At 58.4% G+C, this 24946-nt stretch carries 22 protein-coding genes; 11 read left to right on the top strand and 11 right to left on the bottom strand.

Annotated elements, in window-relative coordinates; genetic code table 11:
• Positions 1 to 53: 53 nt before the first annotated feature.
• From OKW98_RS23220 to dapA, 3 genes are read right to left on the bottom strand one after another with little or no spacing between them, the layout of a single operon-like run.
• Positions 54 to 812 carry an MBL fold metallo-hydrolase gene (locus tag OKW98_RS23220; RefSeq protein ID WP_265386837.1) on the bottom strand — a complete coding sequence of 253 codons (759 nt, stop codon included), beginning with the start codon at positions 810 to 812 and terminating at the stop codon, positions 54 to 56.
• The gene (gene bamC, locus OKW98_RS23225) at positions 813 to 1928 is read right to left on the bottom strand and encodes an outer membrane protein assembly factor BamC (RefSeq protein WP_265386838.1); all 1116 of its coding nucleotides are present in this window, start codon (positions 1926 to 1928) and stop codon (positions 813 to 815) included.
• A 17-nt stretch (positions 1929 to 1945) separates the two neighbouring features.
• Positions 1946 to 2824 (bottom strand): 4-hydroxy-tetrahydrodipicolinate synthase, encoded by an 879-nt coding sequence (dapA, locus tag OKW98_RS23230; RefSeq protein WP_265386839.1) that lies wholly within the window; start codon positions 2822 to 2824, stop codon positions 1946 to 1948.
• Positions 2825 to 3136: 312 nt separating this feature from the next.
• On the opposite strand from dapA, the gene OKW98_RS23235 reads away from it, so the two are divergent.
• Together OKW98_RS23235 and OKW98_RS23240 are read left to right on the top strand one after the other, a co-directional pair.
• Positions 3137 to 3700: a glycine cleavage system protein R gene (locus OKW98_RS23235; protein WP_037014004.1), complete on the top strand. Its 564-nt coding sequence runs from the start codon at positions 3137 to 3139 to the stop codon at positions 3698 to 3700.
• 10 nt (positions 3701 to 3710) lie between these two features.
• Positions 3711 to 4184, top strand: a complete 474-nt coding sequence (locus tag OKW98_RS23240; protein ID WP_265386840.1) for a peroxiredoxin — start codon at positions 3711 to 3713, stop codon at positions 4182 to 4184.
• A gap of 108 nt (positions 4185 to 4292) precedes the next feature.
• On the opposite strand, the gene OKW98_RS23245 is transcribed toward OKW98_RS23240, so the two are convergent.
• Both OKW98_RS23245 and OKW98_RS23250 read right to left on the bottom strand, forming a co-directional pair.
• Positions 4293 to 5363, bottom strand: coding sequence for an AI-2E family transporter (locus tag OKW98_RS23245; RefSeq protein WP_265386841.1), 1071 nt, complete (start codon positions 5361 to 5363; stop codon positions 4293 to 4295).
• A 37-nt stretch (positions 5364 to 5400) separates the two neighbouring features.
• Positions 5401 to 5652 carry a sulfurtransferase TusA family protein gene (locus OKW98_RS23250; protein WP_265386842.1) on the bottom strand — a complete coding sequence of 84 codons (252 nt, stop codon included), beginning with the start codon at positions 5650 to 5652 and terminating at the stop codon, positions 5401 to 5403.
• Between the two features lie 146 nt (positions 5653 to 5798).
• On the opposite strand from OKW98_RS23250, the gene OKW98_RS23255 reads away from it, so the two are divergent.
• Positions 5799 to 7235, top strand: coding sequence for a M48 family metalloprotease (locus tag OKW98_RS23255; protein ID WP_265386843.1), 1437 nt, complete (start codon positions 5799 to 5801; stop codon positions 7233 to 7235).
• Between the two features lie 105 nt (positions 7236 to 7340).
• Here the strand turns inward: OKW98_RS23255 and nadA are convergent, their stop codons facing one another.
• Positions 7341 to 8399 carry a quinolinate synthase NadA gene (gene nadA / locus OKW98_RS23260; RefSeq protein ID WP_265386844.1) on the bottom strand — a complete coding sequence of 353 codons (1059 nt, stop codon included), beginning with the start codon at positions 8397 to 8399 and terminating at the stop codon, positions 7341 to 7343.
• 254 nt (positions 8400 to 8653) lie between these two features.
• Here nadA and OKW98_RS23265 point away from each other — a divergent pair, with 254 nt between their 5' ends.
• From OKW98_RS23265 to OKW98_RS23280, 4 genes are all read left to right on the top strand, one after another.
• On the top strand, positions 8654 to 10513 hold the full coding sequence (locus OKW98_RS23265) for an ABC transporter ATP-binding protein (RefSeq protein WP_265386845.1): 1860 nt from the start codon (positions 8654 to 8656) through the stop codon (positions 10511 to 10513).
• A gap of 146 nt (positions 10514 to 10659) precedes the next feature.
• Positions 10660 to 11262: a TetR/AcrR family transcriptional regulator gene (locus tag OKW98_RS23270; protein ID WP_265386846.1), complete on the top strand. Its 603-nt coding sequence runs from the start codon at positions 10660 to 10662 to the stop codon at positions 11260 to 11262.
• 235 nt (positions 11263 to 11497) lie between these two features.
• Positions 11498 to 12187, top strand: a complete 690-nt coding sequence (locus OKW98_RS23275) for a type 1 glutamine amidotransferase domain-containing protein (RefSeq protein ID WP_265386847.1) — start codon at positions 11498 to 11500, stop codon at positions 12185 to 12187.
• A 281-nt stretch (positions 12188 to 12468) separates the two neighbouring features.
• Entirely contained in the window at positions 12469 to 13968 is a 1500-nt protein-coding gene (locus tag OKW98_RS23280; protein ID WP_265386848.1) for a M10 family metallopeptidase C-terminal domain-containing protein, read from the top strand.
• A gap of 116 nt (positions 13969 to 14084) precedes the next feature.
• On the opposite strand, the gene OKW98_RS23285 is transcribed toward OKW98_RS23280, so the two are convergent.
• Entirely contained in the window at positions 14085 to 15482 is a 1398-nt protein-coding gene (locus OKW98_RS23285) for an NAD-dependent succinate-semialdehyde dehydrogenase (RefSeq protein WP_265389817.1), read from the bottom strand.
• A gap of 105 nt (positions 15483 to 15587) precedes the next feature.
• The gene (locus tag OKW98_RS23290) at positions 15588 to 16397 is read right to left on the bottom strand and encodes a helix-turn-helix transcriptional regulator (protein WP_265386849.1); all 810 of its coding nucleotides are present in this window, start codon (positions 16395 to 16397) and stop codon (positions 15588 to 15590) included.
• A 670-nt stretch (positions 16398 to 17067) separates the two neighbouring features.
• On the opposite strand from OKW98_RS23290, the gene OKW98_RS23295 reads away from it, so the two are divergent.
• Together OKW98_RS23295 and OKW98_RS23300 are read left to right on the top strand one after the other, a co-directional pair.
• Positions 17068 to 17481, top strand: coding sequence for a hypothetical protein (locus OKW98_RS23295; RefSeq protein ID WP_265386850.1), 414 nt, complete (start codon positions 17068 to 17070; stop codon positions 17479 to 17481).
• Between the two features lie 189 nt (positions 17482 to 17670).
• Positions 17671 to 18858: an alginate lyase family protein gene (locus OKW98_RS23300; RefSeq protein WP_265386851.1), complete on the top strand. Its 1188-nt coding sequence runs from the start codon at positions 17671 to 17673 to the stop codon at positions 18856 to 18858.
• Between the two features lie 275 nt (positions 18859 to 19133).
• Here the strand turns inward: OKW98_RS23300 and OKW98_RS23305 are convergent, their stop codons facing one another.
• Positions 19134 to 20108, bottom strand: coding sequence for an AraC family transcriptional regulator (locus OKW98_RS23305; RefSeq protein WP_265386852.1), 975 nt, complete (start codon positions 20106 to 20108; stop codon positions 19134 to 19136).
• A 531-nt stretch (positions 20109 to 20639) separates the two neighbouring features.
• Here OKW98_RS23305 and OKW98_RS23310 point away from each other — a divergent pair.
• Positions 20640 to 21098 carry a hypothetical protein gene (locus OKW98_RS23310; RefSeq protein ID WP_265386853.1) on the top strand — a complete coding sequence of 153 codons (459 nt, stop codon included), beginning with the start codon at positions 20640 to 20642 and terminating at the stop codon, positions 21096 to 21098.
• Between the two features lie 56 nt (positions 21099 to 21154).
• Here the strand turns inward: OKW98_RS23310 and OKW98_RS23315 are convergent, their stop codons facing one another.
• Positions 21155 to 23182, bottom strand: coding sequence for an FIST N-terminal domain-containing protein (locus OKW98_RS23315; protein ID WP_265386854.1), 2028 nt, complete (start codon positions 23180 to 23182; stop codon positions 21155 to 21157).
• Between the two features lie 219 nt (positions 23183 to 23401).
• Positions 23402 to 24307 (bottom strand): LysR family transcriptional regulator, encoded by a 906-nt coding sequence (locus OKW98_RS23320; protein ID WP_265386855.1) that lies wholly within the window; start codon positions 24305 to 24307, stop codon positions 23402 to 23404.
• 127 nt (positions 24308 to 24434) lie between these two features.
• Between OKW98_RS23320 and OKW98_RS23325 the strand changes: the two genes are divergently transcribed.
• The gene (locus OKW98_RS23325; protein ID WP_265386856.1) at positions 24435 to 24923 is read left to right on the top strand and encodes a YagU family protein; all 489 of its coding nucleotides are present in this window, start codon (positions 24435 to 24437) and stop codon (positions 24921 to 24923) included.
• Positions 24924 to 24946: the final 23 nt, after the last annotated feature.

The following is a 24946-nucleotide window of genomic DNA, read 5'->3' on the forward strand; positions in this document are numbered from 1 at the left end:
CTCCGCTTGCTGAATCTTGCTGAATAGTGGGGGCGAGTCGCCCGTTTGGGACGCTAGGCGATTTCGCGCCAGTCGAGCCCTGAATCCTGATCGGCCAATTGTAGCCAGTCTGCATCGCACCCAAGGGTGTCGACGAAACATTGCCGGGCCAGATGCGGCAGATTGTTCTTGCTGCTCAGATGGGCCAGCACCAGGTGCTGCAGATCCTGCCATCCCAACTCGTTCACCAGACTGGCGGCCTGATGATTGTTCAAATGACCGTGGTCACCACCCACCCGCTGCTTGAGAAAGTACGGGTACTGACCCCGGGCGAGCAGATCGCGGCAGTGATTGGACTCGACCATGAGCGCGTCGAGCCCGCGGTAGCTGTCGAGGACCATCGGGCAATACGAGCCAAGGTCGGTCAACAGGCCGAAGCGCCGGCGCCCGTCGTTGAAGACGAACTGCGTCGGCTCCAGCGCGTCGTGAGCCACCGACACTACGTCGATATCCAGACCGCCAATGCGCAGACCTTGCCCGCCCACCAGCTGAAGTCCTGCTTCGACCGGCTTGCGCATCCCGCGCAGCGTACCGTCGCTGAGGTACACCGGGACATCGTAGCGCTGAGACAGCAAACCCACGCCATGCACGTGATCGGCATGTTCGTGGGTCACTAGAATGGTGCTGAGCTGTTTACCGCTGACGCCCAGCCTGTCGAGCCGACGTTCAGTTTCCCGCAGGGAGAAACCGCAATCGACCAGCACGTACGTGTCGTTGCTCGCAACCAGCGTGGCATTGCCACGACTGCCGCTGCCCAGAACCGCGAAGCGCACTTAACCCAGGTTGTCTTGAATGACGCTCAACACACGGCGAGCGACTTCGGTCGGCGCCACGGTGTTGATGTTCTTCTCGACCGTGACCTGAACGTTCTCGCCGACCTTGCTCAGGCGAACCTGATAACGCTCGGCGCGGGCTTCTTTCTCTTCCTTGGAGTCTTCACTGCCGAACACGCGGCTGAGGAAGCCAGGCTTGTTTTCAGGCTTGTCGGCTTTTTCCGCCAAGTTGATGTAGTACAGGCCCAGGCTGCGGTTGATGTCTTCAACGCGCCAGTCGCCCTGGTTAAGCGCACGACCGACGCTCGACCACGCGCGATCCAGGTCGGCGCCCAGGTTCAGCACCGGGTTGCCGCTGCCGTCTTCGCTGAGGGAAACTCGGCTTGGGGTGTCGAAATCACGCGCCGCCAGCAAGGACACCGAACCGCCCTTCTCGGCCGTACGGGTCAGGCTCGCCAGCATGTCGTCGGTCAGCACGGAGTCGAGGCCGACGTTGGTGCTGCGCGACGGGAATGCAGGGTCGTCTTTGCTGCCAGCAGGGCGTTGCACGCTGACCACATAGATTTCACTGGTGTTGCGCTGCACGCCTGGCTCGATACGAACGCGGACGCGGGTTTCGGTGTTGGCGGCATCGCCACTCGAACCCATGCGCTTGGCAACCGATGCCGACAATTCGTCCATGCGCTGCCAGGTGGTGTTGAATTCACCGGTTTGCGGACGATCTTCAGCGATGCGGAAGCCGTTGTCTTCAAAGTACTGGTGCGCCACAGGCCAGACTTCAGCCGGTGCGCGCTGGGCGAGGATCCAGCGGTTGTCGCCGCTCTTCTGCAGCGTGTAGTCGCCGGAGTCCTGAGCAGTGGCCAGCGGTTGCGGACGCGGCACGGTGAATTCACCCTTCTGGGTGTCGTCGGCGACGTTGCGCGGGATCGGCAGCAGCGGGTCCAGGCGTTTGGCTTCCTGAACGCCCTCGGGCATTTGCATCGGCGGCTTCTGGGTGGCTTCCAGGTAATCGCTGCTGCGATCGCGGAAGTAACCGTCCTGGCCAAAAAGCCAGCTGCAACCGCTGGTGCTGGAGATAATCAAGGCTAGTGCGGAAAGTCCGGCCAGTCGCTTCATTGCGTAATGCTTCCTCATTAGACCAATACACCGGACTGGCGCAGGGCCTGACGCAGCGGCTCGTGGCAGGACTCGCTGAGCCAGGTAAGTGGCAGACGAATACCGTCTGGCATCAAACCCATCTCATGCAGGGCCCATTTCACGGGAATAGGGTTCGATTCGATGAACAAGGTCTTGTTCAGCGGCATCAGTTTTTCGTGGATGGCGCGGGCGGTGTCGGCGTCACCGGCCATCGCGGCCTTGCACAGGTCGGCCATGGCGCGCGGCGCGACGTTGGCAGTAACCGAAATGTTGCCTTTGCCACCGAGCAACATCAGCTCGACGGCGGTAGCGTCATCGCCGGAATAGACCAGGAAGTCGCTGCTTACGCCGGCAAGAATATCCTTGGCGCGCTGCAGGTCTCCGGTGGCTTCCTTGATGGCGATGATGTTTTTGACTGTCGACAGGCGGATAACGGTCTCGGCTGACATGTCGCAGGCGGTACGGCCCGGCACGTTATACAGAATCTGCGGGATGTCGACGGCTTCGGCGATGTACTTGAAGTGCTGGTACAAGCCTTCCTGAGTCGGCTTGTTGTAGTACGGGGTGACCAGCAGGCAGGCATCGGCACCGGCGTTCTTGGCGTTGGTGGTCAGTTCGACCGCCTCTCGGGTGGAGTTGGCGCCGGTGCCGGCGATGACCGGAATGCGGCCAGCGACCTGCTGAACCACGCGACGGATGACTTCGATGTGCTCGTTGACGTCGAGCGTCGCGGATTCACCGGTGGTGCCGACGGCAACAATGGCGTTGGTGCCCTCTTGCAGGTGAAAGTCCACCAGTTTGCTCAGGCTGTCCCAATCGAGACGACCTTGTGCATCCATGGGTGTGACCAGTGCCACCATACTGCCCGCAATCATGCAAACCGCTCCTGCCGGAAAAAGAGAGCGGTAATGGTACTGGCGCCATGATCCTTGCACAAGGCGAGCATTCCCCTCGGCGCCGGTTTTCGCTACCCTTCGGTCTTTGATCGGTACGGGTCATCTGCCCGGCTCGTTCGACTGCTCGATTTTGTCGTCACTTACCCCGCCCTGCGTCTCTATCGCGCGCCATGACAGGCTCATGGACGCGATTGAGGTCTTTGGCCGGGGCGACGTCGCGATGCCTTCGTTCGTCGAGCCCGCCGCCACAGGCCTGCTGCGTACCGACCGCTCATCGTTTAGGAATGCTGCATGTCATCCATCCCCACAGTTCGCGAACAATTCCTTGTCATCAGTGCCCTTGGCGCCAACCCAATGGAGCTGACCAACGTCCTGTGCCGCGCCAGTAACGAAAGCCGTTGCTCGGTCGTCAGCTCACGCCTCACTCGCCACGGTGAGTGCAGCGCCCTGATCCTGCAGATCTCCGGCAGCTGGGACGCCCTGGCGCGTCTGGAAACCGGCCTGCCGAATCTGGCGAAGAAACACGCCTTCACCGTCAATGTGGTGCGCAGTGCTTCGCTGGAAAACCGTCCGGAAGCCCTGCCCTACGTGGCCTACGTCAGTTCAGCGTATCGCCCGGACATCATCAACGAGCTGTGCCAGTTCTTCATCGACCACAACGTCGAGCTGGAAAACCTGATCTGCGACACCTATCAGGCACCGCAGACCGGCGGCACCATGCTCAACGCGACGTTCACCGTGACATTGCCAGCCGGCACCCAGATCAGCTGGTTGCGCGACCAGTTCCTGGATTTCGCCGACGCACTCAATCTCGATGCGCTGATCGAACCATGGCGCCCTCAAGCACCGATGTAAGGAGTCTCGAATGGCTGTAGAACTCGACCAACCCGTTGCCGATTTCCAGGTGCAGGCCACCAGCGATCAGGCCGTCAGCCTGTCGGCGCTCAAAGGTCAGCAAATCGTCCTTTATTTCTACCCGAAGGACAGCACCCCTGGCTGCACAACCCAGGGCCAGGGCTTTCGTGATCATCACGCCGACTTCAAGGCCGCCAATACGGCAGTGTTCGGTGTGTCGCGGGACAGTCTGAAATCACACGAGAACTTCAAGGGCAAGCAGGAATTCCCGTTCGAGCTGATATCGGACAAGGATGAATCGCTGTGCCAGTTGTTCGATGTGATCAAGCTGAAGAAGCTGTACGGCAAGGAATACCTGGGCGTCGACCGCAGCACCTTCCTGATCGACAAGGACGGTGTGCTGCGTAAAGAGTGGCGCGGCGTGAAAGTGCCGGGCCATGTGGCGGCGGTGCTTGAAGCAGCTCAGGCGCTCAACAAGGCCTAACGAAATGACCCTCTGTAGGAGCGCGCTTGCCCGCGATACGCGGTGTGCCAGACACTTTGTCTGGCACCCGTCGAACGCATTCGCGGGCAAGCGCGCTCCTACACGTCGCTACAACAACGGCGCCACCGTCGGTTCGTTACGTGGCCACGCATCCAGTACGGCCTTGAACAGGGTCGCCAGCGGGATCGCAAAGAAAATCCCCCAGAACCCCCACAGGCCGCCGAACAACAGCACGGCGCAGATGATTGCCACCGGGTGCAGGCTCACGGTCTGGGAGAACAGCAGCGGCACCAGCACGTTGCCGTCCAGGGTCTGGATAATGCCGTGGACCGCCATCAGATAAATGAACTGATCGCTCCAGCCCCACTGGAACAGCGCGATGAGCGCCACGGGCACCGTCACCACCACAGCGCCCACGTACGGCACGACCACCGAAATCCCCACCAGCATCGCCAGCAACGCCGAGTAATTCAGGCCCATGGTCACGAAAGCGATGTAAGTCACCCCGCCACAGATGAAGATCTCGATGACTTTGCCGCGAATGTAGTTGGCGATCTGCCGGTTCATTTCCTCGGCCACATGGGTAATCAGCGTAAGTTCGCGGGGCAGATAACCCCTTGCCCAGCGGCTGATCATCTGACGATCCTTGAGGAAGAAGAACACCAGGATCGGCACCAGCACCAGGTAGATCATCATGTTGACCAACAGCGGCAAGCTGGACAGGGAAAACGTCAGCGCCCATTGGCCGAACTTTCCGACCTCGCCGCGAGCCACTTCGATGGCCTGCAAGACCTGCTCGTCCGACACCAGATGCGGATAACGCTCCGGCAGCAGCAACAGCAATGACTGCCACTTTGCGAGCATGCCGGGCAATTCGTTGAACAAGGTAATGAGCTGGCGCCACAGCAAAGGCACGAGCACCAGCAGAAACAGCGCCAGCGCTCCCATGAACAAGGCGAAGACCAGCCCCACTGCGCCACCTTCCGGCACCCGCAGGCGCTCGAGCAGGTTGACCAACCCTTGCATCAGAAACGCGAGTACCAGCCCGGCCAGCACCGGCGCAAGCATGCCGCCAAGGGTGAGAACAACGGTAAATCCGAGAACCAACAGCACCGCCAGCACTACCGCTTCCTCGTCGGAAAAGTAGCGCTGTATCCAGTCGCGAAGCACTTTGAACATCAAGAATCCTAAGGAGGTTGCGAGGGGTCAGAAACGCTCAGGCCTTGCGTAACCAATACCGATAAACGCCGTCAGCATTTTCTTCGTGCAGCAGCACATGGCCGGCAAGTTTTGCAAAGGTGCGGAAGTCGCGCTGCGAGCCGGCATCCGTGGCCGTCACTTTGAGGACCGCGCCGCTGGCCAGACGGTTGAGTTCCATCTTGGCCTTGAGCAAGGGAAGCGGGCAATTGAGACCGCTGGCGTCAAGCTCTGCATCGCAGGCTGCGGGGTGTCCTACAGCGTCAGACATCGTTTCTCTCCGGATAGACACATCCGCCCTCGCATAAAAGCCATCGGGCGGAAGAACATTCTTACAAGTTTTCCAGAATACCCCACTCTGGTCAGCAAGCCATTGAGCCAGCTACAGTGACGTCTTTCTGCCCCAGAGTTTCGTGCATGAATTTTTTGCGCCCCACGCTGCTGACCCTCGCATGCCTGCTGGCAGCACCGAGTTTCGCAGAAGATGACCTGCCCTCCCTCGGCGACGCGAGTTCATCCATCGTTTCTCCGCAGCAAGAGCATGATCTGGGGCGTGCCTGGCTCGGGCTGCTGCGCTCTGAAGTGGCGCAGCTGTCCGACCCGCTGCTAAAGGACTTCGTCGAATCGTCGGTCTACCGCCTCGCCGAAACCAGCCAGGTGCAGGACCGCCGTCTCGAGTTCATTCTGATCAACACGCCGGAGATCAACGCCTTCGCAGCGCCCGGCGGGATCATCGGGGTCAACGGCGGGCTGTTCCTCCACGCTGAAACCGAAGGCGAGTACGCCGCGGTCCTCGCCCACGAACTGGCTCACTTGTCGCAACGGCACTTCGCCAGAGGCGTGCAGGCGCAGCAGCGCATGCAAGTGCCGGTGATGGCAGCGATGCTTGCGGGCATCGTCATGGCCGCAGCGGGCGCAGGCGATGCGGGGATTGCGGCGATTGCCGGCACTCAGGCCGCTGCGATTCAGGAGCAGGCGCGGTTCTCCCGCCAGAACGAAGCAGAAGCCGACCGCATCGGCATTCTCAACCTTGAAAAGGCCGGCTACGACCCGCGCAACATGCCCACCATGTTCGAGCGACTGGCGCGCCAGTATCGCTATGACGCCAAGCCGCCGGAATTCCTGATGAGCCACCCGGTGACCGAGTCCCGCATCGCCGACACGCGCAACCGTGCCGAGCAGGCCAAGCCCGGTGGAAAGGAAGACAGCCCCACGTATCAACTGATGCGCGCGCGAACTGTGCTGATCTACGAAGAAACCCCGGGCATGGCGGCGAAGCGTTTCCGAGCGCAGTTGGCGGAGAACCCGAAAAACGACGCCGCTCGCTACGGTCTGGCGCTCGCCCAGACCAAGGCCGGGCAACTTAACGAAGGTCGCGAGACGCTGAAGCCCCTGCTCGACAAGGCACCGGACAACATTCCCTACAACCTCGCCGCCGTGAATCTGGACATCTCCAACAATCGTCTGCCCGATGCTCAACAGCGGGTGGACCGAATGCTGAACCTGTATCCGGACAACTACCCGCTGAATCAAGCGAAAGTCGACGTTTTGCTCAAGCAGTCCAAGGCGCCCGAGGCGTTGAAGTCGCTGGAGATTCTGCTGAAGAGCCGTCCGGACGATCCGGACATCTGGAATCAGGTGGCTGACACCCGCGGCCTGTCCGGCAATACCATCGGCCTGCATCAGGCCCGTGCTGAATACTTCGCGCTGATGGGCGACTTCAAGCAGGCTATTCAGCAGCTCGAATTCGCCAAGCGCCGGGCGAACAACAACTTCCAGCTGGCCTCGCGCATCGATGCACGGCAGCAGGAAATCATCGCCCAGGAACGGGCGGTCAAGGACATGATGAATTGAGGTGAGCCGGGGTCAGCTCCAAGCAGCAAGCCATTAGCTGCAAGATGGAATGCAGCAAATCGGCTTTTCGCTTGAGGCTTGAGGCTCGCAGCTAACCGCTATTACTTAAGCATTACCCGAGCTCTTCATGCGTGCCGCCTGGGTAAAGTCGAGCATCCGCTGCAACGGCCGGACGGCGTGGGGGATAACCGCCGGGTCGACGAATATCTCGTTGGTGCCTTCGCGCAAACACTGAAGCGTGCGCGCCAGCGTGTTCATCGCCATCCACGGACAATGGGCACAACTGCGGCATGCGGCGCCGTTGCCTGCAGTGGGCGCTTCAATGAAGACCTTGTCCGGGCACAGCTGCTGCATCTTGTAGAAGATGCCTCGGTCGGTGGCGACGATGAAGGTGGTGTTCGGCAGTGTTTGCGCCGCCTTGATCAACTGGCTGGTCGAGCCCACTGCGTCCGCCAGGTCAATGACCGACTCAGGGGATTCCGGGTGCACCAGAATGGCTGCGTCCGGGTACAGCGCCTTCATGTCCTCCAGCTGCCGGGACTTGAACTCTTCATGCACGATGCAGGCGCCGTCCCACAGCAGCATGTCGGCCCCGGTCTCGCGCTGGATGTAACGGCCCAGATGCTTGTCGGGCGCCCAGATGATTTTCTCGCCGTTGTCCATCAGGCTTTCGACGATCTCCAGCGCACAACTGGACGTCACCACCCAGTCAGCACGGGCTTTTACGGCGGCTGACGTATTGGCGTAAACCACCACGGTGCGCTCGGGATGCTGATCGCAGAACGCAGCAAACTCGTCGACCGGGCAACCGAGATCCAGCGAGCAGGTCGCTTCGAGGGTCGGCATCAGGATGCGTTTTTCGGGGGTGAGGATTTTTGCGGTTTCCCCCATGAAGCGCACCCCGGCCACCAGCACGGTTTTCGCCGGATGGTTCTTGCCGAATCGCGCCATCTCCAGCGAATCCGAAACGCACCCGCCGGTTTCTTCCGCCAGTGCCTGAATCACCGGATCGCAGTAGTAGTGAGCCACCAGCACGGCGTCCTGGGCCTTGAGCTCGGCGGCGATCAGGCGGCGGTATTCCGCTTCCTCGTCCGGGCTCAGGGGTTTGGGCTGTTTGGCGTCCAGGTGCGCTTGGACCAGGAGGCGTTCGGAAATGTGGGTCATGTCGATGGACCTGAATGCGCGTACGGACGGGAAGTCAGCGTGATAGAAACGGCCGCGAAGCTAGCACGGGATCTGGTGAGCGATCACTTACCGGGGAGTCCGCATTATGAATGTAAGCACCATCGCCTCAAGCGCAGGACATCGCAAAAACACGTCCGTAATGGTTGGAACGCGTCATCCAAAACAGCGCCGAAACCCTCAAGCCGGCCATTCAATGGCAGAATCTGCGTCACTGGACAGTTTTGGAGCCCCTTATGCTGAGCGTGTTTGAACGACGACTCGACCCCTTCCCTCCTGACGAAGCACCGCCGCCGCCCGTGGGCCTGGCGCGGTTTCTGTGGGCCTGCACCCGGGGAGCGCGTGGCTATATCCTCGCCCTTGCGGTGCTCAGCGCCTGCGTGTCGATCTACGAAGCCTGGCTTTTTTCGTTCCTCGGGCAAGTGGTCGATCTGCTGTCGACCTGGAAGGACGGCGGCGCCACTGCTGGCGAGGAAAGTCGGGCGCTGTGGGGCATCGGTATTGTGCTCTTGGTCAGTATCGGGTTGGTGGCCCTGCGCACGATGGTTCAGCACCAGGTGCTGGCGATCAACCTGCCGTTGCGGCTGCGCTGGGACTTTCACCGCCTGATGCTGCGGCAAAGCCTGTCGTTCTTTTCCGATGAATTCTCCGGTCGGGTCACCACTAAGGTCATGCAGACCGCGCTGTCGGTAAGGGACGTGCTGTTCACCCTGATCGAAATCGCGCCCGGCATCGGCGTTTATTTCATCGCGATCATCGCGCTGGCCGGCGGCTTCGCTTTGAAGCTGATGCTGCCGTTCATTGCATGGATCGTGTTGTTCGGGCTGGCCATGCTGTACTTCGTACCACGCCTGGGCAAAGTTGGTCAGGAGCAGGCCAACGCCCGGTCGTCGATGACCGGGCGGATCTCCGACGCCTACACCAACATCACCACGGTGAAGCTGTTCTCCCACTCCAAACGTGAAGCGCAGTTTGCACGCGCGGCGATGGAGGATTTCAAGCAGACGGGGTTTCGCCAGATGCGTCTGGTGAGCCAGTTCGAGATCGTCAATCAGACGCTGGTCGTCGCGTTGATTCTGGGCGCGGGCGGGTATGCCCTGTGGCTGTGGCATCAGGGTGACGTCGGCACCGGCGCGGTGGCGGCGATTACCGCGATGGCGCTGCGGATCAATGGCATGTCCCACTGGATCATGTGGCAGATGACCTCGCTGTTCGAGAACATCGGCACGGTGCAGGACGGCATGGCGACCCTGACTCAGGGCCCTAAAGTGCAGGACACCCCGGATGCGACGGCGCTGAAGACCACCGGCGGCGCGGTGACCTTCGACAACGTCAGCTTCAACTACAACGGTGAGCGCCAGGTGCTGGATGGCTTGAACCTGGCCATCCGCCCGGGCGAGAAGATCGGGCTGGTCGGCCGCTCAGGCGCCGGCAAATCCACGCTCATCAATCTGCTGCTGCGCTTCTATGACGTGGACAGCGGCGAGATTCGCATTGATGGACAGAACATCAGGCAAGTCACGCAAGACAGCCTGCGCAGCGCGATCGGCATGGTGACTCAGGACACGTCGCTGCTGCATCGGTCCATTCGCGACAACATTGCGTATGGTCGACCCGATGCCACCGATGAGGAAATCCGCACGGCTGCTGCCAATGCTCAGGCAGACGGCTTCATCAATCAGCTCAGCGACAAACATGGCCACAGCGGCTACGACACGCTGGTCGGTGAACGCGGCATCAAGCTGTCGGGCGGCCAGCGCCAACGGGTTGCGATTGCCCGCGTGATGCTGAAGAACGCGCCGATCCTGCTGCTGGACGAAGCCACCAGCGCCCTGGATTCGGAAGTCGAAGTGGCGATCCAGGAAAGCCTCGACGAAATGATGAAAGGCAAAACCGTCATCGCCATCGCCCACCGGCTGTCGACCATTGCAGCCATGGACCGGCTTATCGTGATGGACGACGGGCGCATCATCGAACAAGGCACCCACGCTGAACTGCTCAGCAAGAACGGCACGTACGCGCGGTTGTGGCATCACCAGAGCGGCGGGTTTCTGGGCGAGGATCAGGGAGTGCCTGAAGCGGTGGATCAGGTCTAGCGGGCAATCTGGTCGATTACCTGGAGCAAAACGACGGCTTGCGGTAGAAGCCGTCGTTCGAGCGGGACAGCCGTGCCGACCCACAACACCATCGTTCATCAGAATCCGCTAGTAGACCGACTTACTAGGATGTATTCTCCGACGCTATGAATACTCCCCAGACACGTGGTTCATCTGATGTTCGTCAAGGAATCCTCGACGTCGGCCAACGCATCATGGCCGCCAAGGGGTATTCCGGCGTAGGCCTTAATGAAATTCTGGCCGCTGCTGGCGTGCCGAAAGGCTCCTTCTACCATTACTTCGGCTCCAAGGATGCCTTCGGGGAGGCGTTGCTTGAGCACTACTTCGACAACTATCTCGCTGACATCGACCGCATTCTCGGCGAGCCCGGCCTGCCCATGGGCGAGCGCCTGATGAACTACTGGCGCGTCTGGCAAGACACGCAGTCGTTCCAGGAATGTCAGGGTAAATGCCTCGCCGTGAAGCTTGGCGTGGAAGTGGCTGATCTTTCGGAAGCGATGCGCGCCGTTCTCAAGCGCGGCACGGCCGGGATTACCGACCGGCTCGGCAGCGCGATCGAGGCTGCCGTTGCTGACGGCTCGCTGCCCGCCTGCGAGAACCCCTATGCCGTTGCACAAAGCCTGTACCAGTTGTGGGTCGGCGCCAGCGTGATGGTCAAGATCGAAAGAAGCCTTGCCCCTTTTGAAACGGCCATGGCGACAACACGCGTAATCTTGCGGCTTGTCTGAGCAGCGTACGGCCACTGTGCGCCGCTGCATGTGCTGTCTGTAATCCTTCGCCTCCTCGGTCGTAACACTTGCCGGCTTGCTCACCGGTATCCTGCGTCCACTCCCTTCTCACGTCATTCTGCACAGCTGAGCATCGCTCAAGAGCAGGCTGAAGAAATCTGAAAATAACTCTAGACGACTGGTCTACTCAAGACTAAGGTGTACTTACTTTAACCCGTCCCAAGGAATACGCCCGATGAAAGTGCTTATGGTTCTGACTTCCCACGACACCCTCGGCAACACCGGCCGTCCTACCGGCTTCTGGCTGGAAGAACTGGCCGCGCCCTACTACGCGTTCAGCGACATCAACGCCGACATCGTCCTGGCTTCGCCTCAAGGCGGTCAACCTCCGCTGGACCCGAAGAGCAACGAGCCTGACGCCCAGACCGACCTGACCCGTCGTTTCGAAAAAGACGAAAAGGCCACCGCTCAGCTCGCCAACACCGTCCGCCTGGACAGCGTGTCCCAGGCAGATTTCGACGCTGTGTTCTACCCAGGCGGCCATGGTCCTCTGTGGGATCTGGCTGAAGACAAAAACTCCGTCCAGCTCATCGAATCGTTCATCGCCGCCGGCAAGCCCGTCGCTGTTGTCTGTCACGCCCCCGGCGTGCTGCGCCACGTCAAGAACGCCGACGGCACCCCGCTGGTGAAAGGCAAGAAGGTCACCGGCTTTACCAACAGCGAAGAAGAAGCGGTCGGCCTGACCAACGTGGTGCCTTTCCTGGTGGAAGACGAGCTGAAATCACTGGGCGGCGTCTACTCCAAAGGTCCGGACTGGGGCTCGTATGTCCTCACCGACGGTCTGTTGATCACTGGCCAGAACCCTGCTTCCTCCGGCCCTGCGGCAGACGTGCTGATCAAGGCACTGCAAAACAAATCGGCCTGATCACCGCCCAACGCGAGGGGTGTTCGCACCCCTCCCTGCCATTCTCCTTTTCACTGAGATAACCACCATGAACTGGTAATGAACGGATTCAACCCGACCCCAGGCCCGACTCTATGTCGGGCTTTGTCGTTTCTGAACCGATGCGAATAATCAAACAAACACTGCTTTGCCGGGTCTACCACGCCAATGGCGGGCATTGATGAACACGCACGACGCCCGTTGTGACTAGGCCTTCTGCTGACGGCGGCCGCAGCACAAATCCTTTTATCGCGAGAAATCACATGGCTCAGGTGAAGAAAACAGCACTGCAGAGTGAAGCGGATGACGCGGTTGTCATGACCCCTCATGGCACGTATGACAGCTACACCGGCACAGCCGATGACGACACCATCACGGGCACCGCAAAGCGGGATTTCATCTTTGGCGGCGATGGCGACGACATCCTCACCGGCCAGGCAGGTGAGCCCCCTTTCAACAACCTGCAGGATCGCTACAACGGCGGCGCCGGCGTCGATACGATCATCAGCCACTCCGCTTATTACTACGGGAGCACGTTCGTCTACACCTCAGTGACGGACAGTTACTTTGACGCACAAGGCTCCCACTCTGACCTGATCAAAAACTTCCAATCCAGTGACGTACTTGACCTGACAGCGCTCGGGCTGGAGCGCGTGGGCGATGGCCACAACGGTGATCTGGCGGTGACCTACAACGCCGACGAAAACATCACTTATGTCCGCTCGCTGGACAAAAACGCTCAGGGCCAGGCGTTCGAAGTCCGGCTGGAAGGTGATCACGCCGCTCAGCTTGGCACGCAAAATTTCGCCCTCCGTTACGACCTGACTGCAGATAGCAATGGCCGCGAACATGGGCTAAGCGACAAGCAATACGTCATCACCGGGACCGATGGCGATGACTTTCTGGTCGTTCCCCGATCCGGCAACATCGTGACCGGTGGAGGCGGCGCGGACGAGATGTATGGCGGCGGTTCCCGTAACACTTTTGTCTTCGAGCATCTCACCGATAGCTTCGTGAACGACGGCACAGGCCAGTCCAGCGTTGACCTCATCCACAGCTTCAGCCTCGGTGACGGTGATCTGCTGGACGTTTCGGCACTGGGGTTTACCGGCCTTGGGAATGGCTACAACGGCACGCTCAATTACAGCTACGACAGCGAAGCGGGTTACGCGATTGCCCAATCCTTCGAGGCCGATGAAGACGGCAACCGATTCGCCGTGCACCTGACGCAATACGACCGGGATCCGCTCACAGGCCTGCAGGATATGGATCGCTTCACCTTTGCCGGTGAAGATGCAGCAGACCGCGCCAACCAGACGCTGACCGGCGACAACTACCGTGACACCTTCACCAACTCGAGCGCAGGCGGCATTCTTGTCGGAGGCGGTGATGATGACCTGTTGGTGGGCAATACTGGCGTCGATACCTTCCGATACGTCGAGAAGAGCGACAGCTTCAGGAGCAACTCGGACTTCATTCAGAATTTCGACGCCACGCAGGACCGCATCGATGTCTCAGCGCTGGGCTACACAGGCCTTGGGGACGGCACCGACGGTACGCTTAAGTTGATCTACGACACCGCCCTGCACCGCACCTATCTCAAGGATTACGAAGCGGACGCTGACGGTAACCGATTCGAGATCAGTATCGACAAGAACGTCGCCAAGACTTTCACCGCCGATAACCTGATCGTCGCCGACGCGAACGCTCCGCACATCGACCTTGTGGGTCTGGCACCCGCTGACCTGCACCCGATCGGCTGAATCCAGGCGCGCCACTTCAAAATGGCAGGTATAGAAAAGCCGTCGCAAGTGCGACGGCTTTTTTGCAGCATGGGCGGCTACAGACACTCTCACATGCTGATACTGCTCACTGAATCTCAGTCCACGCTTTTGGCCCACACCGCCTGGGCGTTGGTGAATTCGCGCAGCCCGAAGTGGGACAGTTCGCGGCCGTAGCCACTCTTTTTGACGCCCCCCACCGGAATCCGCGCATTGGTGGCCGGGAAACCATTGATGAACACGCCGCCGGTTTCCAGACGCCGGGCGATGCGTTGCGCGCGCGGGATGTCCTGGGTCCACAGGCTGCCGCCCAATCCATAGTCACTGGTGTTGGCCAGCACGATCGCGTCTTCGGCGTTGGCGGCAATGGTGATCGCTGCCACCGGGCCGAAGGTTTCTTCGTCGAATGCGGCCATGCCTGGCTTCACATCGGCCAGCACGGTGGGCGCGTAGAAATTGCCGGGGCCGTCGATCTTCTTCCCGCCCAGCAGCAACGTCGCGCCGGCTGCAAGGGTGCGTTGAACCTGACCATCCAGCTCATCGCGCAGATCAGCGCGGGCCATCGGGCCGACATTGATGGCGCTGTCCAGCGGATTACCGACTTTCAGTTGCTCGACCGCTGCAACGAATTGACGGGTGAATTGCTCGGCGATCGGCGCCTCAAGAATGAATCGCTTGGCCGCGAGGCAGACTTGGCCGGCGTTCTGGAATCGCGCTTCGACGGCAGCTTTCACGGCAAGGTCGATATTGGCGTCGGCCAACACAATAAAGGCGTCCGAGCCGCCCAGCTCCAGCAGGCTCTTCTTGAGTGCCTTGCCTGCGGTGGCTGCCACGGCAGAACCCGCACGCATGCTGCCCGTCAGAGTGACGGCAGCAATGCGCGGGTCTTCAATGGTGCTGGCCACGGTGTCGTTGTCGGCGATGAGGTTGGTGAACAGCCCTGTGGGAAAGCCTGCCGCTTCATAGGCTTCTTGCAGCGCGTACGCCGAACCCATGACGTTCGGCGCGTGCTTGAGCATAAAGCCATTGCCGGACAGCATGATCGGCCCGGACGCGCGAATGACCTGCCACAGCGGGAAGTTCCAGGGCATCACCGCCAGCACGGTGCCGATCGGCAGGAAGGACACGTGGACTTCATCGTTGCCGTCTACATTGACCGGCTCATCGGCAAGAATCGCCGGGCCGTTGTCGGCAATCCACTCGATCGTGGCCGCGCACTTCTCCACTTCACCACGGGACGCCGCCAGGGTCTTGCCCATTTCTGCGGTGATCAGTGCAGCGAAGGATTCCGACCGCTCACGCAGGGTGTCTGCCAGACGGCGATAGGCCGCCACGCGTTCGCGCATCGGCGTGGCGCGCCACAGACGAAAGGCCGCCGCGTTCACATCCAGCAACTGCTCGACGTCGGTTTGCGTCTGGAAGGGGTAAGTGGCGATCAGCTCACCGGTGGCCGGGTTGCGTGATGTGGCGACGTTTGCGGTGGAGATCGGGCTCAAGTCAGGCATCGTGATTACCTCGTTGGCGGTCGGTGCAGCACAGGTGCGCTGCGATGACCGTCACTCTAGGTATGCCCGAAAAAGCCAGGAAGGCGTGTTGTTATCCTATGACCGTGAGTCATAGGCAGTGTGGCGAGGAATGTAGGTCACAAGCGACAGGTCCGGCCGCCCTTCAGGCGTCAGCGCGACGTAGGTGAAATCGATATGGCCGCTAATGGGATGCAGCAGACGCTTGCGACCCTCTTCGAAACCTTTGACCTCGGTGTCCTGCCACCACTCTTTGAACTCAGGGCTCAGGGTCGACAGTTCTTCGATCAGGCTGTCGAACGGTGCCTTGTCCTGGGCCAGCGCGCGCGATGCCCGAAACGCACTGATCATGCCCCGCGCCATCTGCTCCCAGTCGAGGATGATGGTTCGATAGGGGATGTACAGAAACAGCAGACGCAACGTGTTGCGCTCATGGGGCTGCAATGAACCGTAGTCGACGAACAGCTCGGCGATGGCGTCGTTCCACGCCAGAATGTCGAGTCGGGCATTGCGCACATACGCCGGAATGGGGTTGATCGCGCGCACCAGCATCTCCAGGCCGTCCGTTACCCCGCCGCCGGTCGCAGCCACCGGCACCTCCAGGGCGGAAAGGGCATACAGGTGCGCGGACTCCACACGATCGAGCTTGAGGACTTTGGATATCCGTTGCAGCGCGTCCGGCGAGGGCTGAATGTCACGGCCCTGCTCAAGCCAGGTGTACCAACTGACGCTGACCCCGGCGAGCGCCGCTACTTCCTCTCGACGCAATCCCGGCGTGCGCCGCGGCCCTTCTGGCAGGCCGAAATCTTTCGGATCAAGGCGCGCCCGTCGGCTGGACAGAAAATTGCCGAACTCACGCCGCTGCTCTATCGAAGGTCTTTTAGCCATAACTCGCTCGTGGTCCGCGTTTTGGTTGATCGCGGAAAACCGGCATCGTGGGTCAAGGCCTGGCGTGGGTCAAGCCGGTCAAGGTATCGACGATGGCTTTGGGCTGGAGTCTGGTGTCCAGTCCGTTGGCATCCAGCGCGTTGTCGAGCCGACAGTCTCTGGCGAAATATAGCTATTGCGCAAATACCGCCATATTAAGCCGGTAGCAGTGCACGCCACGCCCAACCTTACGTTTAAATAAATATACTTGGTCTTCGTCAGAGACAGTGAAGCTGTCGAGCAACAACATTAGCATCCGTTCTTCAACCCTGGGTGCAGTGCGTGGCGCTGTTATTCTGCCGCCGTTTGTTATCGAGAGCCAATATGACCAATGCAGTCTGGGCATGGTACCGGTAGTGTGAGCTCGCTCGATGACCTGCATGGCTCCTGTTCAGTTGAGAGGCCCGTCACTCATGGACAGGGTAAAAACGAAAGAGAGCCGACGAAAACGAACAATCATCCGTCGAGGCTTACCGACGTCAGGTTGAAATGGTAATGTCGTGAAGGTTCCAATCACCCCGTCATCTTACCGGCAACACAGTAAGTGTTGCGACTTCACGAGCCCTGGGGCGGACTGGCGTCATGAACCTCGCCCTATCAACTAACGGTTTTGCATACAAACGGTAATCGCATGAATGATCGGCATACCTGCTGGCTCAGCGCGGTCGATGAAAAGAAAATAGCGGCGGACGATTTGATCAACAGGGCCCACTCCTTGCTGTTTTCAGCTCGTATGATCATGGGAATAATGGCTATGAACGCTGGCTCAGCTCCATCAACCAAGGAACAGAGTCTGAAGGGGCTGAGAATAAAACCGCTAACCCCTGCTGAATCCGATGCGCTTGCGAGGCAACTGCAAAACTCGCTCAGTTTGGTGAGCGCTGAGATAAAAGTATTTATTCCTGAAGCTGAACGTGTAGTCGAATCCCTCTCAGCTCAGCCCTCCAAAATAGAGCCAGATAACGAGACTCGGCCCTTAGTGGAATCCCAGCTTGCTCTAAAACAACGGATAGAGGTCCTCGCGGGGTTGGTTGCCAAAGAGTAGCGGCGCTTGAGAGGACATGCTGCAATCGTCAGCGCTGCACAAGCCTCAATGCCTAACACTTGCAAACCCATGCCCGGCTTTTCAAAGTATCAACACGTACAGTTCCCGCGTTTGCTTATGGAAACACGATCAGAAAAAACATGAACATTTTGGCAGGGGCGATATATGCGAATTAGTCTGGTTCATACGATGGCTCTGCTCGCAGGGCTGTTTTGTGTTGGTGACGTGCGTGCCGAAGGCAAAAGCTTTGTGCACCCCGGGATGCTGAGTACGGAAGAGGATTTTTCCCGAGCCAGGCGGCTTGTGGCTGCCAATGTATCGCCTGCCGCCGACAGCTGGCGTCTTCTCGAGAAGAGTCAGTATGCCGCTGCAACCTATACACCTAATGCAGTGCAAAAAGTTGTTCGTGGAAACCCGTCTTGGGCCAAGGACAATTATGGCCTGCTCTATCGCGATGCGGCGGCTGCCTACCAGTTGGCGGTACGTTGGAAAATATCTGGCAACGTCGACTACGCGAATGCAGCAATAAAAATCCTGGATGACTGGTCAGGTCATCTGACCGACGTCATAGGCACCAGCGATCGCTACTTGGCCTCTGGCCTCTATGGCTACGAGTTAGCCAATGCCGCAGAGATTATGAGAACTTACCCAGGCTGGAAAAACCTTCCACAATTCCAGACGATGATGGTCAAAGTCTTTTATCAGATGAACCATGACTTCATTACTAATCATAATACGTTGGGCGCGGCGGGGTTGCACTATTGGGCGAATTGGGATTTAGCCAACCTTGCCTCAATGATGGCGATTGGAGTTTTAGTGGACCGGCATGATATCTACAAAGAAGCCATGACCTATGTGGTGCAAGGCAGTGGGAATGGGGCTTTCCCAAATGCAATGTGGAAAGTCTACCCCGGGACATACGGCGCAGTTGGACTCGCGCAAGTGCAGGAAAGTGGTCGAGACCAGGGCCATTCGACACTCGATATTGCGTTGATTGGCGTGATTTGCCAGATGGCGTGGAATCAGCATGATGATGTATTTGGTTTTGATAACAATCTGGCTGCCAAGGCCAGCGAGTATGTCGCCAAGTATAACCTCTGGAACAATGTGCCGTGGACAAACTACACCACCGCCGACGGATCTGTGCAAACCGAAATTTCACCCGCCAGCAGGGGGAGCACCCGACCCATGTGGACGCTGATGTACAACCACTATGTCGGTATTCGAGGGCTGTCGTTACCGTACACCAAAAAAATGATGGATAAGTTCGGTCCTGAGGCGGGTGCTTACGGAGCCAACAGTGGGGGATTTGATCAGCTGGGGTACGGGTCACTCTTATTTTCAAACTACCTGGAAACGGCCGTGCGCAAGCAGTAAGAAACTGCAATTAGCGGCTGGCTTCGCTCAGTGCTAGCCGGTAATTCGCCGGAATCTGCTGAAAAAAGAAACCCCCGCCTCCAACAGGGTGCAATGAACAATGACTCCCACGCCGGAAGTCATCGCGTTATGAAAGCGTACTTCGCCTGATGACCACATCGAGGGCGCATGGTGTGGCCGGTGCACGCGGCCCCGCCATTAATTTCTGGTCAGACTGAAGAGTCAACTTGCACCTGCGTGTGCTTTATTAATTACGGCGATAGTTATTCAGAAACCTAACGAAGAGGCCCTTTTATCTTACTTTGCGTCTGGAAGGGACTTTCTCCATAGTGGTCTTTGTAATACTTTGAAAACAGCCCGGCATCCGAAAACCCCCAATTCAGAGCGATGCCTTGCCAAGACAGACGAATGTTCTCATTCATCAACTCGTTTCGAGCGCACTCCAACCTTACTCGCCTGAGGTATTGCATGGGCGTGGTGTTCTTGTAAGCTCTGAACCCAAGCTGGATATTCCGTACGCTGGTGGATGCGTACTTTGCAAGATCGGCAATCAGTACGTCTTCCTTGGCGTGGGCGTGGATATAGTCAATTGCTTTTGATACATGCCGAGGAACAAATGATTTTTTCTGGGCTTCAATCTTACTCGTAAAATTATGAGGTATCGTGTCTATGATCGTTGCGATCAGCGCCTGCTTCAAGTAAGAAACGGCGAGCGGCGAATCCACCCCTCCCTCACTATTCACGCTGCTTCGGATACAGTTGATAATCGCGTTCAATCCATTCCAGGGTGATGCGGTGGAGGGCAGTAATGGTTTGAACTCTACTCTGTCAAACTCCCCAAAGCCTCGCGCGCCTTCCAGTTGGCGAGAGACCAGGTCTGCTTCTATCATGACGGTGTCTGTATACGTGCCTGGAGAAAACTGGCCTTCAACCAGCCGTGAGCTATCGATGATGCAGAGTTGCCCTGATGCATGAACACGTCCCTGCTTGTTCATTTCCCATGTCGATTGACCTTGGTGCGTGAAGGAGACGAAGTACACGTCCGTACTCTGCTGCTTTTCAAAGCCCCAACCGGACCGGCTAGACGTCGAGCATACAAACATGTCTCCCAGGGAGTAGGTAATCTTTCGATAGTCCAATCGCCCGCCGCCTGAAAAATTTAACGCAGGCGATAATCCGCACTTGTCGTAGTAGGACCACAGCTCTTCTTCATCTTCGAAATGAACTTTAGACAAGGAAAATTCAGTCATAACTAAACCTATCATCTCGGCCTATGACGTACTGCGACGTGAGCCAAGGACTTCTTTACCGCTATCGAGTCCTTCGATGCGAAACACTGCAATTCTATAACGCCACTATGGCATTATTGTAAAGGGAACGTACGTGCGTCAACGAGTAATCGCTTCATGGCTACGCGTTCCAGCCCAGACAGACGTTGCTGGATTCATGTGTAACGCTTTTGACACGAAACTTACTTGGCCTGGAGGCGATCGGGAGGCTTAGAGAGCCTTCGTCTGCCCACTCTGCCCGCGCCTGGGTGTATGACAGCGTCCACCATCCAAACAGTCCAAGCAGTCCAAGCAGTCCAAGCCCAGACCGCAGTCTTCTCAAACGAAGAACCTGTGGCGTTCATCCGTCACGTTCACTGGATGTGTGTCGCCACCTCATGAAAACGAACAGAACCTGTAAAAAACGAAGAGTGTCTTGTGCGTTGCAACTGATCTCCCAGACGGCGTGATAGTGTTGATTTAGCGTTAATCAAGCTTGGGGGTAAGTCATTCATGAGCGCAGGCAGTCTTGTGTTTATAGCGTATCAGTTCAATGTCTCAAAATGCATCAAGATCGCGAATAACATCTTAGCCATCCGCACTGGAATCGATACGAAACTTCTGGAACATAATGAAAATATATCCAGCATCAAGGCCACGGCGCTGGACATTTCATGGAAACATCAAAACCTCTTCATCGCCAACGAGATATTCGAACTGGAACAATCAACCCAGAAATTAAATGATGCCGTTGAGGCGCACTACCAATACGCGCTGGGCCGCCTGGGTTGTTCATTGGATGAACTGAGGTCAGCGAACGAAGAACTCGAACGACTCATGCCAGACGAATTGGAAAGTATGATGCCGGCGCTGGCCGCCTGCCGGAGAGACCTGGATCAAGTCTGTGAAAAATTAGTCGCCTGCTCGATCATTGATCCCGCCACGCTGCGCGCGATGGGGATAATGGCCTGACGGCTCCAATGGAATCACTCTCAAGGCGCTCCGGACGGCTGGACACACTTTGGGGATCAAGACCTGGCGTGGGTCAAGCCGGTCAAGGTATCGGCGATGGCTTTAGTGCGCCGCGCCGTGCCTTCGGTGGCCTGGTTCGAGTGTTCCAGAGAGTCGAGCATTTCGCGCAGTGCGCCGACGCCGGTTGACTGGTCCTCGATCTGCTGCGCCACCCGCTGGATCTCGCTGGAGAGCAGGTCGATGTCCACGCCAATTTCTGCCGCGTTCTTGCGGGTGATTTCCGCCAGTTTACGCACCTCGTCGGCGACCACGGCGAATCCTCGGCCCAGATCCCCTGCCCGCGCGGCCTCTATCGCAGCGTTGAGCGCCAGCAGATTGGTCTGGCCGGCGATCTGTTGAATCACCTGCACGATGGACTGGATGCGCAGGCTCGATTCCGCGAGGGCTCGTGCGCCGACCACCGCTTCGTCCGCCTGGCTGACCAGTGCTACGACGGTGTTGCCGGCGTTCGTCGACACGGTGTTCTGCTGGTCAATCGTGCCGGCCAGATCGTCCATCGACAGGTGCAACTCGCCGGAGTAGTGCTTGATTTGCGTGGACATCTCTTCCTGCTGCTGGCCGGCGTGGGCAAGGACCTGACCCAGTGCGGCGAGGCCCTCGAACACAGGCAGAACTTTGGTATCCAGCCCACGGGTGTCCAGCGCGTTGTTGAAATCGTTGAGCTTGAACGCCTCGATCTGCTTCACGATGACATGATTCAAACCCACCATCTTCTTGAGCTGGCGGCGCAGGAAAAACGCTTTGAATTCGCCATAGTGAGCAATGAAATTATCCACATACTCATCGGTGAACGACGCGCCCTTCGCCACCCGGAAGAAAAAGATCGCCGTAAGCGTCTGGTTCAGGTTCAGGCCGAGGATTTCGCCGAAGGTCGAGAACCCCACCAGGGGCACGTCACCGAACAATCCGGTCATGCTGCCCAGGTCCTTGCTGTTGTTGGCCCGACGCAAGATGCAGTCGTTGAGGATCGCCGCGACGGGCTGCCCGCCTTTGCCGCGCAGGAATTGCTCGTAATCCACGCGGGTGGCTTCGCGCAAAGGGGTACGCTTGACCATCACCAGCTCTTCGCCGGGGGCCACGTCGCAGAACAGCTGAATGATCTGCTGCGCATGGTCGATGCGCGCGATAGAACGCACAAACAACTCGCTGCCTACCCGGATGGCGAAGGAATAATCCGCGAGGTTCTTCTCCAGGGCTTGAGCATCACAATTGAAGGCGTTACACAGCGCCTGCACCATGCTCATGATGTTGCCCTTGCTGTCGATCACCTGGTCGATAGTGCGGTCTTCGACCGAAGCCGTCAGCACACTGAAGGTCAGCCCGGCCGGTTGGAAGTTCTGACTTTTGAACACGCCGAACCGTATGTCGGCGGCCGTCTTGATGAAGACAATTTGTGCATGATTCTGATAGCTGCGCTTGCCGTCGTGAATCAGCGTCTTCTTGAAATCCGACTTGCCGCCGGCCGAGCCTCCTACAAAGAGGCAGGGAAAACGCCCGGACTCGTAGAGCGCTTCCATGAAAAACGATTCGGACGCCGACAAGCCGTCGAACACCACGTAGGCCAGGGTGTCGCGGTGGTCGATGGCCGTGCTGACCTGCACACGCTTGATGTTGTTGATCAGTTTTTCAATGCGCTCACGCATCTCCATGCGCTTGCCGCCGCTGCGGATGTCTTCGCACTCCAGCGGCACCATCACCACTTCGGCTGATGCAATCACGCTGTGCTCGAAGAGTTGCAGGACGATGCGGTCCCAACGATCCCCGGTCGCGCAGTACAAACCAGTCGCACTGTTGCACAGCTCACCAGACGTGGTGCACAGGCTGAGCGCACTGTCAGGGAAGCGCTGCTTGATGCGCGCGGCAATTTGGTCGATGTCCAGATGCGGAGAAACGAAACCCGTCACCAGAACGGGAACTGAACGCACGCCTGCCAAGGCACCTTCCAGTTCGCCACCGGTGCAATTGATGCTGATCGCTTCATGGCGATGGGCACGGGATCGATTGAAGAGGTTCAATGGGTTCATCATTTGGCTCACTGGAAAGGGTCGCTGGGCACATGCGTGCATACGCTGCAGCTTTTCTCTGTATCGGCTGTGGTCGAGGAGACTGAAGCGCGGGGGGTAGGCGTCGGTCGGTAAGGGCAGTGGCTGGCGCATCGGGCACGTCACGGATGGCCTCATCAACATTTGTTTTGAATTTGGCGGCCAACCCGCTTTTCCTGCTGTAGAGCAGCAGCACACGAGTTATAAGTGGAATTCTGGAGACTGAACCAATTTCATTGCTTCATCGCGCAGGGACTTCCCACACGGAGACAACTCGCGATAGGCCAGCGCCAGCACATAAGGAACAGGAGTCCCTGGCCCTATGAGTTCTCGAACCGCGAGCCGGCCAGGTTGACGGCGGGCATAGCTGTTCGGCATGAGCGCCACACCGACCCCGCCGGCTACTAGTCCGGCGGTGGTCTGCATTTGACGAGGCTTTTGTACTACCCGGGGAGTGAAACCTGCGGTCGCGCAAGCCGACAAAATGCGCGAATGCATGCCAGGGCCATGGTGCGCAGCGAACAGTATCCATGGTTGATCGGCCAACGCCGTCAGCGCTATGCACGGGTCGTGTGCCAAAGGATGGTCCTGCGGCAATACCGCCACCATCCGGTCTTCGAATAGTGGCTCGATGTGGATATTCCTCGGTTCCATGACCGGCAGCACCAGAATACCCACATCAAGCCGGTCATCGCGCAGGCCGTCCAGTTGTTCTGGCGGAGTGGCCTCTTGCAGCTGGATGTCGACGTTCGGGTTCTCAGCGTGGTAACGCCGCAGCAGCTCTGGCAGCAAGCCGTCGACGATACTGTCGACGAAGCCCAAGCGAATGGTTCCGATCATCCCCGCAGCAGAACGACGCGCCATCTCACACGCACGCTCGGCTTGCAACAAGGTCTGACGGGCCTCAACCAAAAATACAACACCTGCCGGGGTTAACTGAGTGGCACGCGTACTACGCTGCAACAGCTGTACGCCAAGGCATTCTTCCAAGCGGCGAATCGCCACACTCAGGGGTGGCTGTGACATGTTCAAGCGCTGCGCGGCCTTGCGGAAATTCAGAGTTTCGGCAACCGCTACGTACTGGCGCATCAACCTCAAATCAATCATCCGATACCTTCTTAGTATCAATAAGCCATCAAAATAGTATGTTACATACTTATTTGACTTGGACATAATTGGTCAGTGAAGACCAAAAGATTCGTTTCGGTCTGGTCCCTGAATAAAGGATTCTGTCTTGAACGCTCGTGACTATGGTGCAGCTGCACTGGCCGGTTTCATTGGCGGCAACGTTTCCAGCTTCATCAAGTGGGGTACAGAAATTCCTATGCCCCCTCGCGCCCCAGGTCGATCTCTCCCTCCGCTGGAAATGCTTAACTCCATCGGTATCGATGCTCAACAGCTCACTTACGAATATTCCCAGCACGTCATCAATTACGGAAGCGGCCTAATTCATCATGGATTTTCCATCGTCTTTGCCATGCTCTATTGCCTGCTCGTAATCAGGTATCCGCGTGCCGCCTTGTGGCAAGGCGTTGGCTTCGGTCTGTTGGTCACCGTTGGCTTTCACGGAGTGATCCTCCCGGTGTTTCACTGGGCGCCACCGCTCTGGGACCTTCCTCCAGAAGAGTGGATGTCTGAAACGTTCGGGCACCTGCTGTGGATGTGGGTGATCGAAGTCATACGACGGGATTTGCTGCAACGCTGGTCGCCCCATCTAAAGTGAGAGTGAGATGCGCTGTGCCCCGG

It is taken from the genome of Pseudomonas sp. KU26590, assembly GCF_026153515.1.
GTDB lineage: Bacteria > Pseudomonadota > Gammaproteobacteria > Pseudomonadales > Pseudomonadaceae > Aquipseudomonas.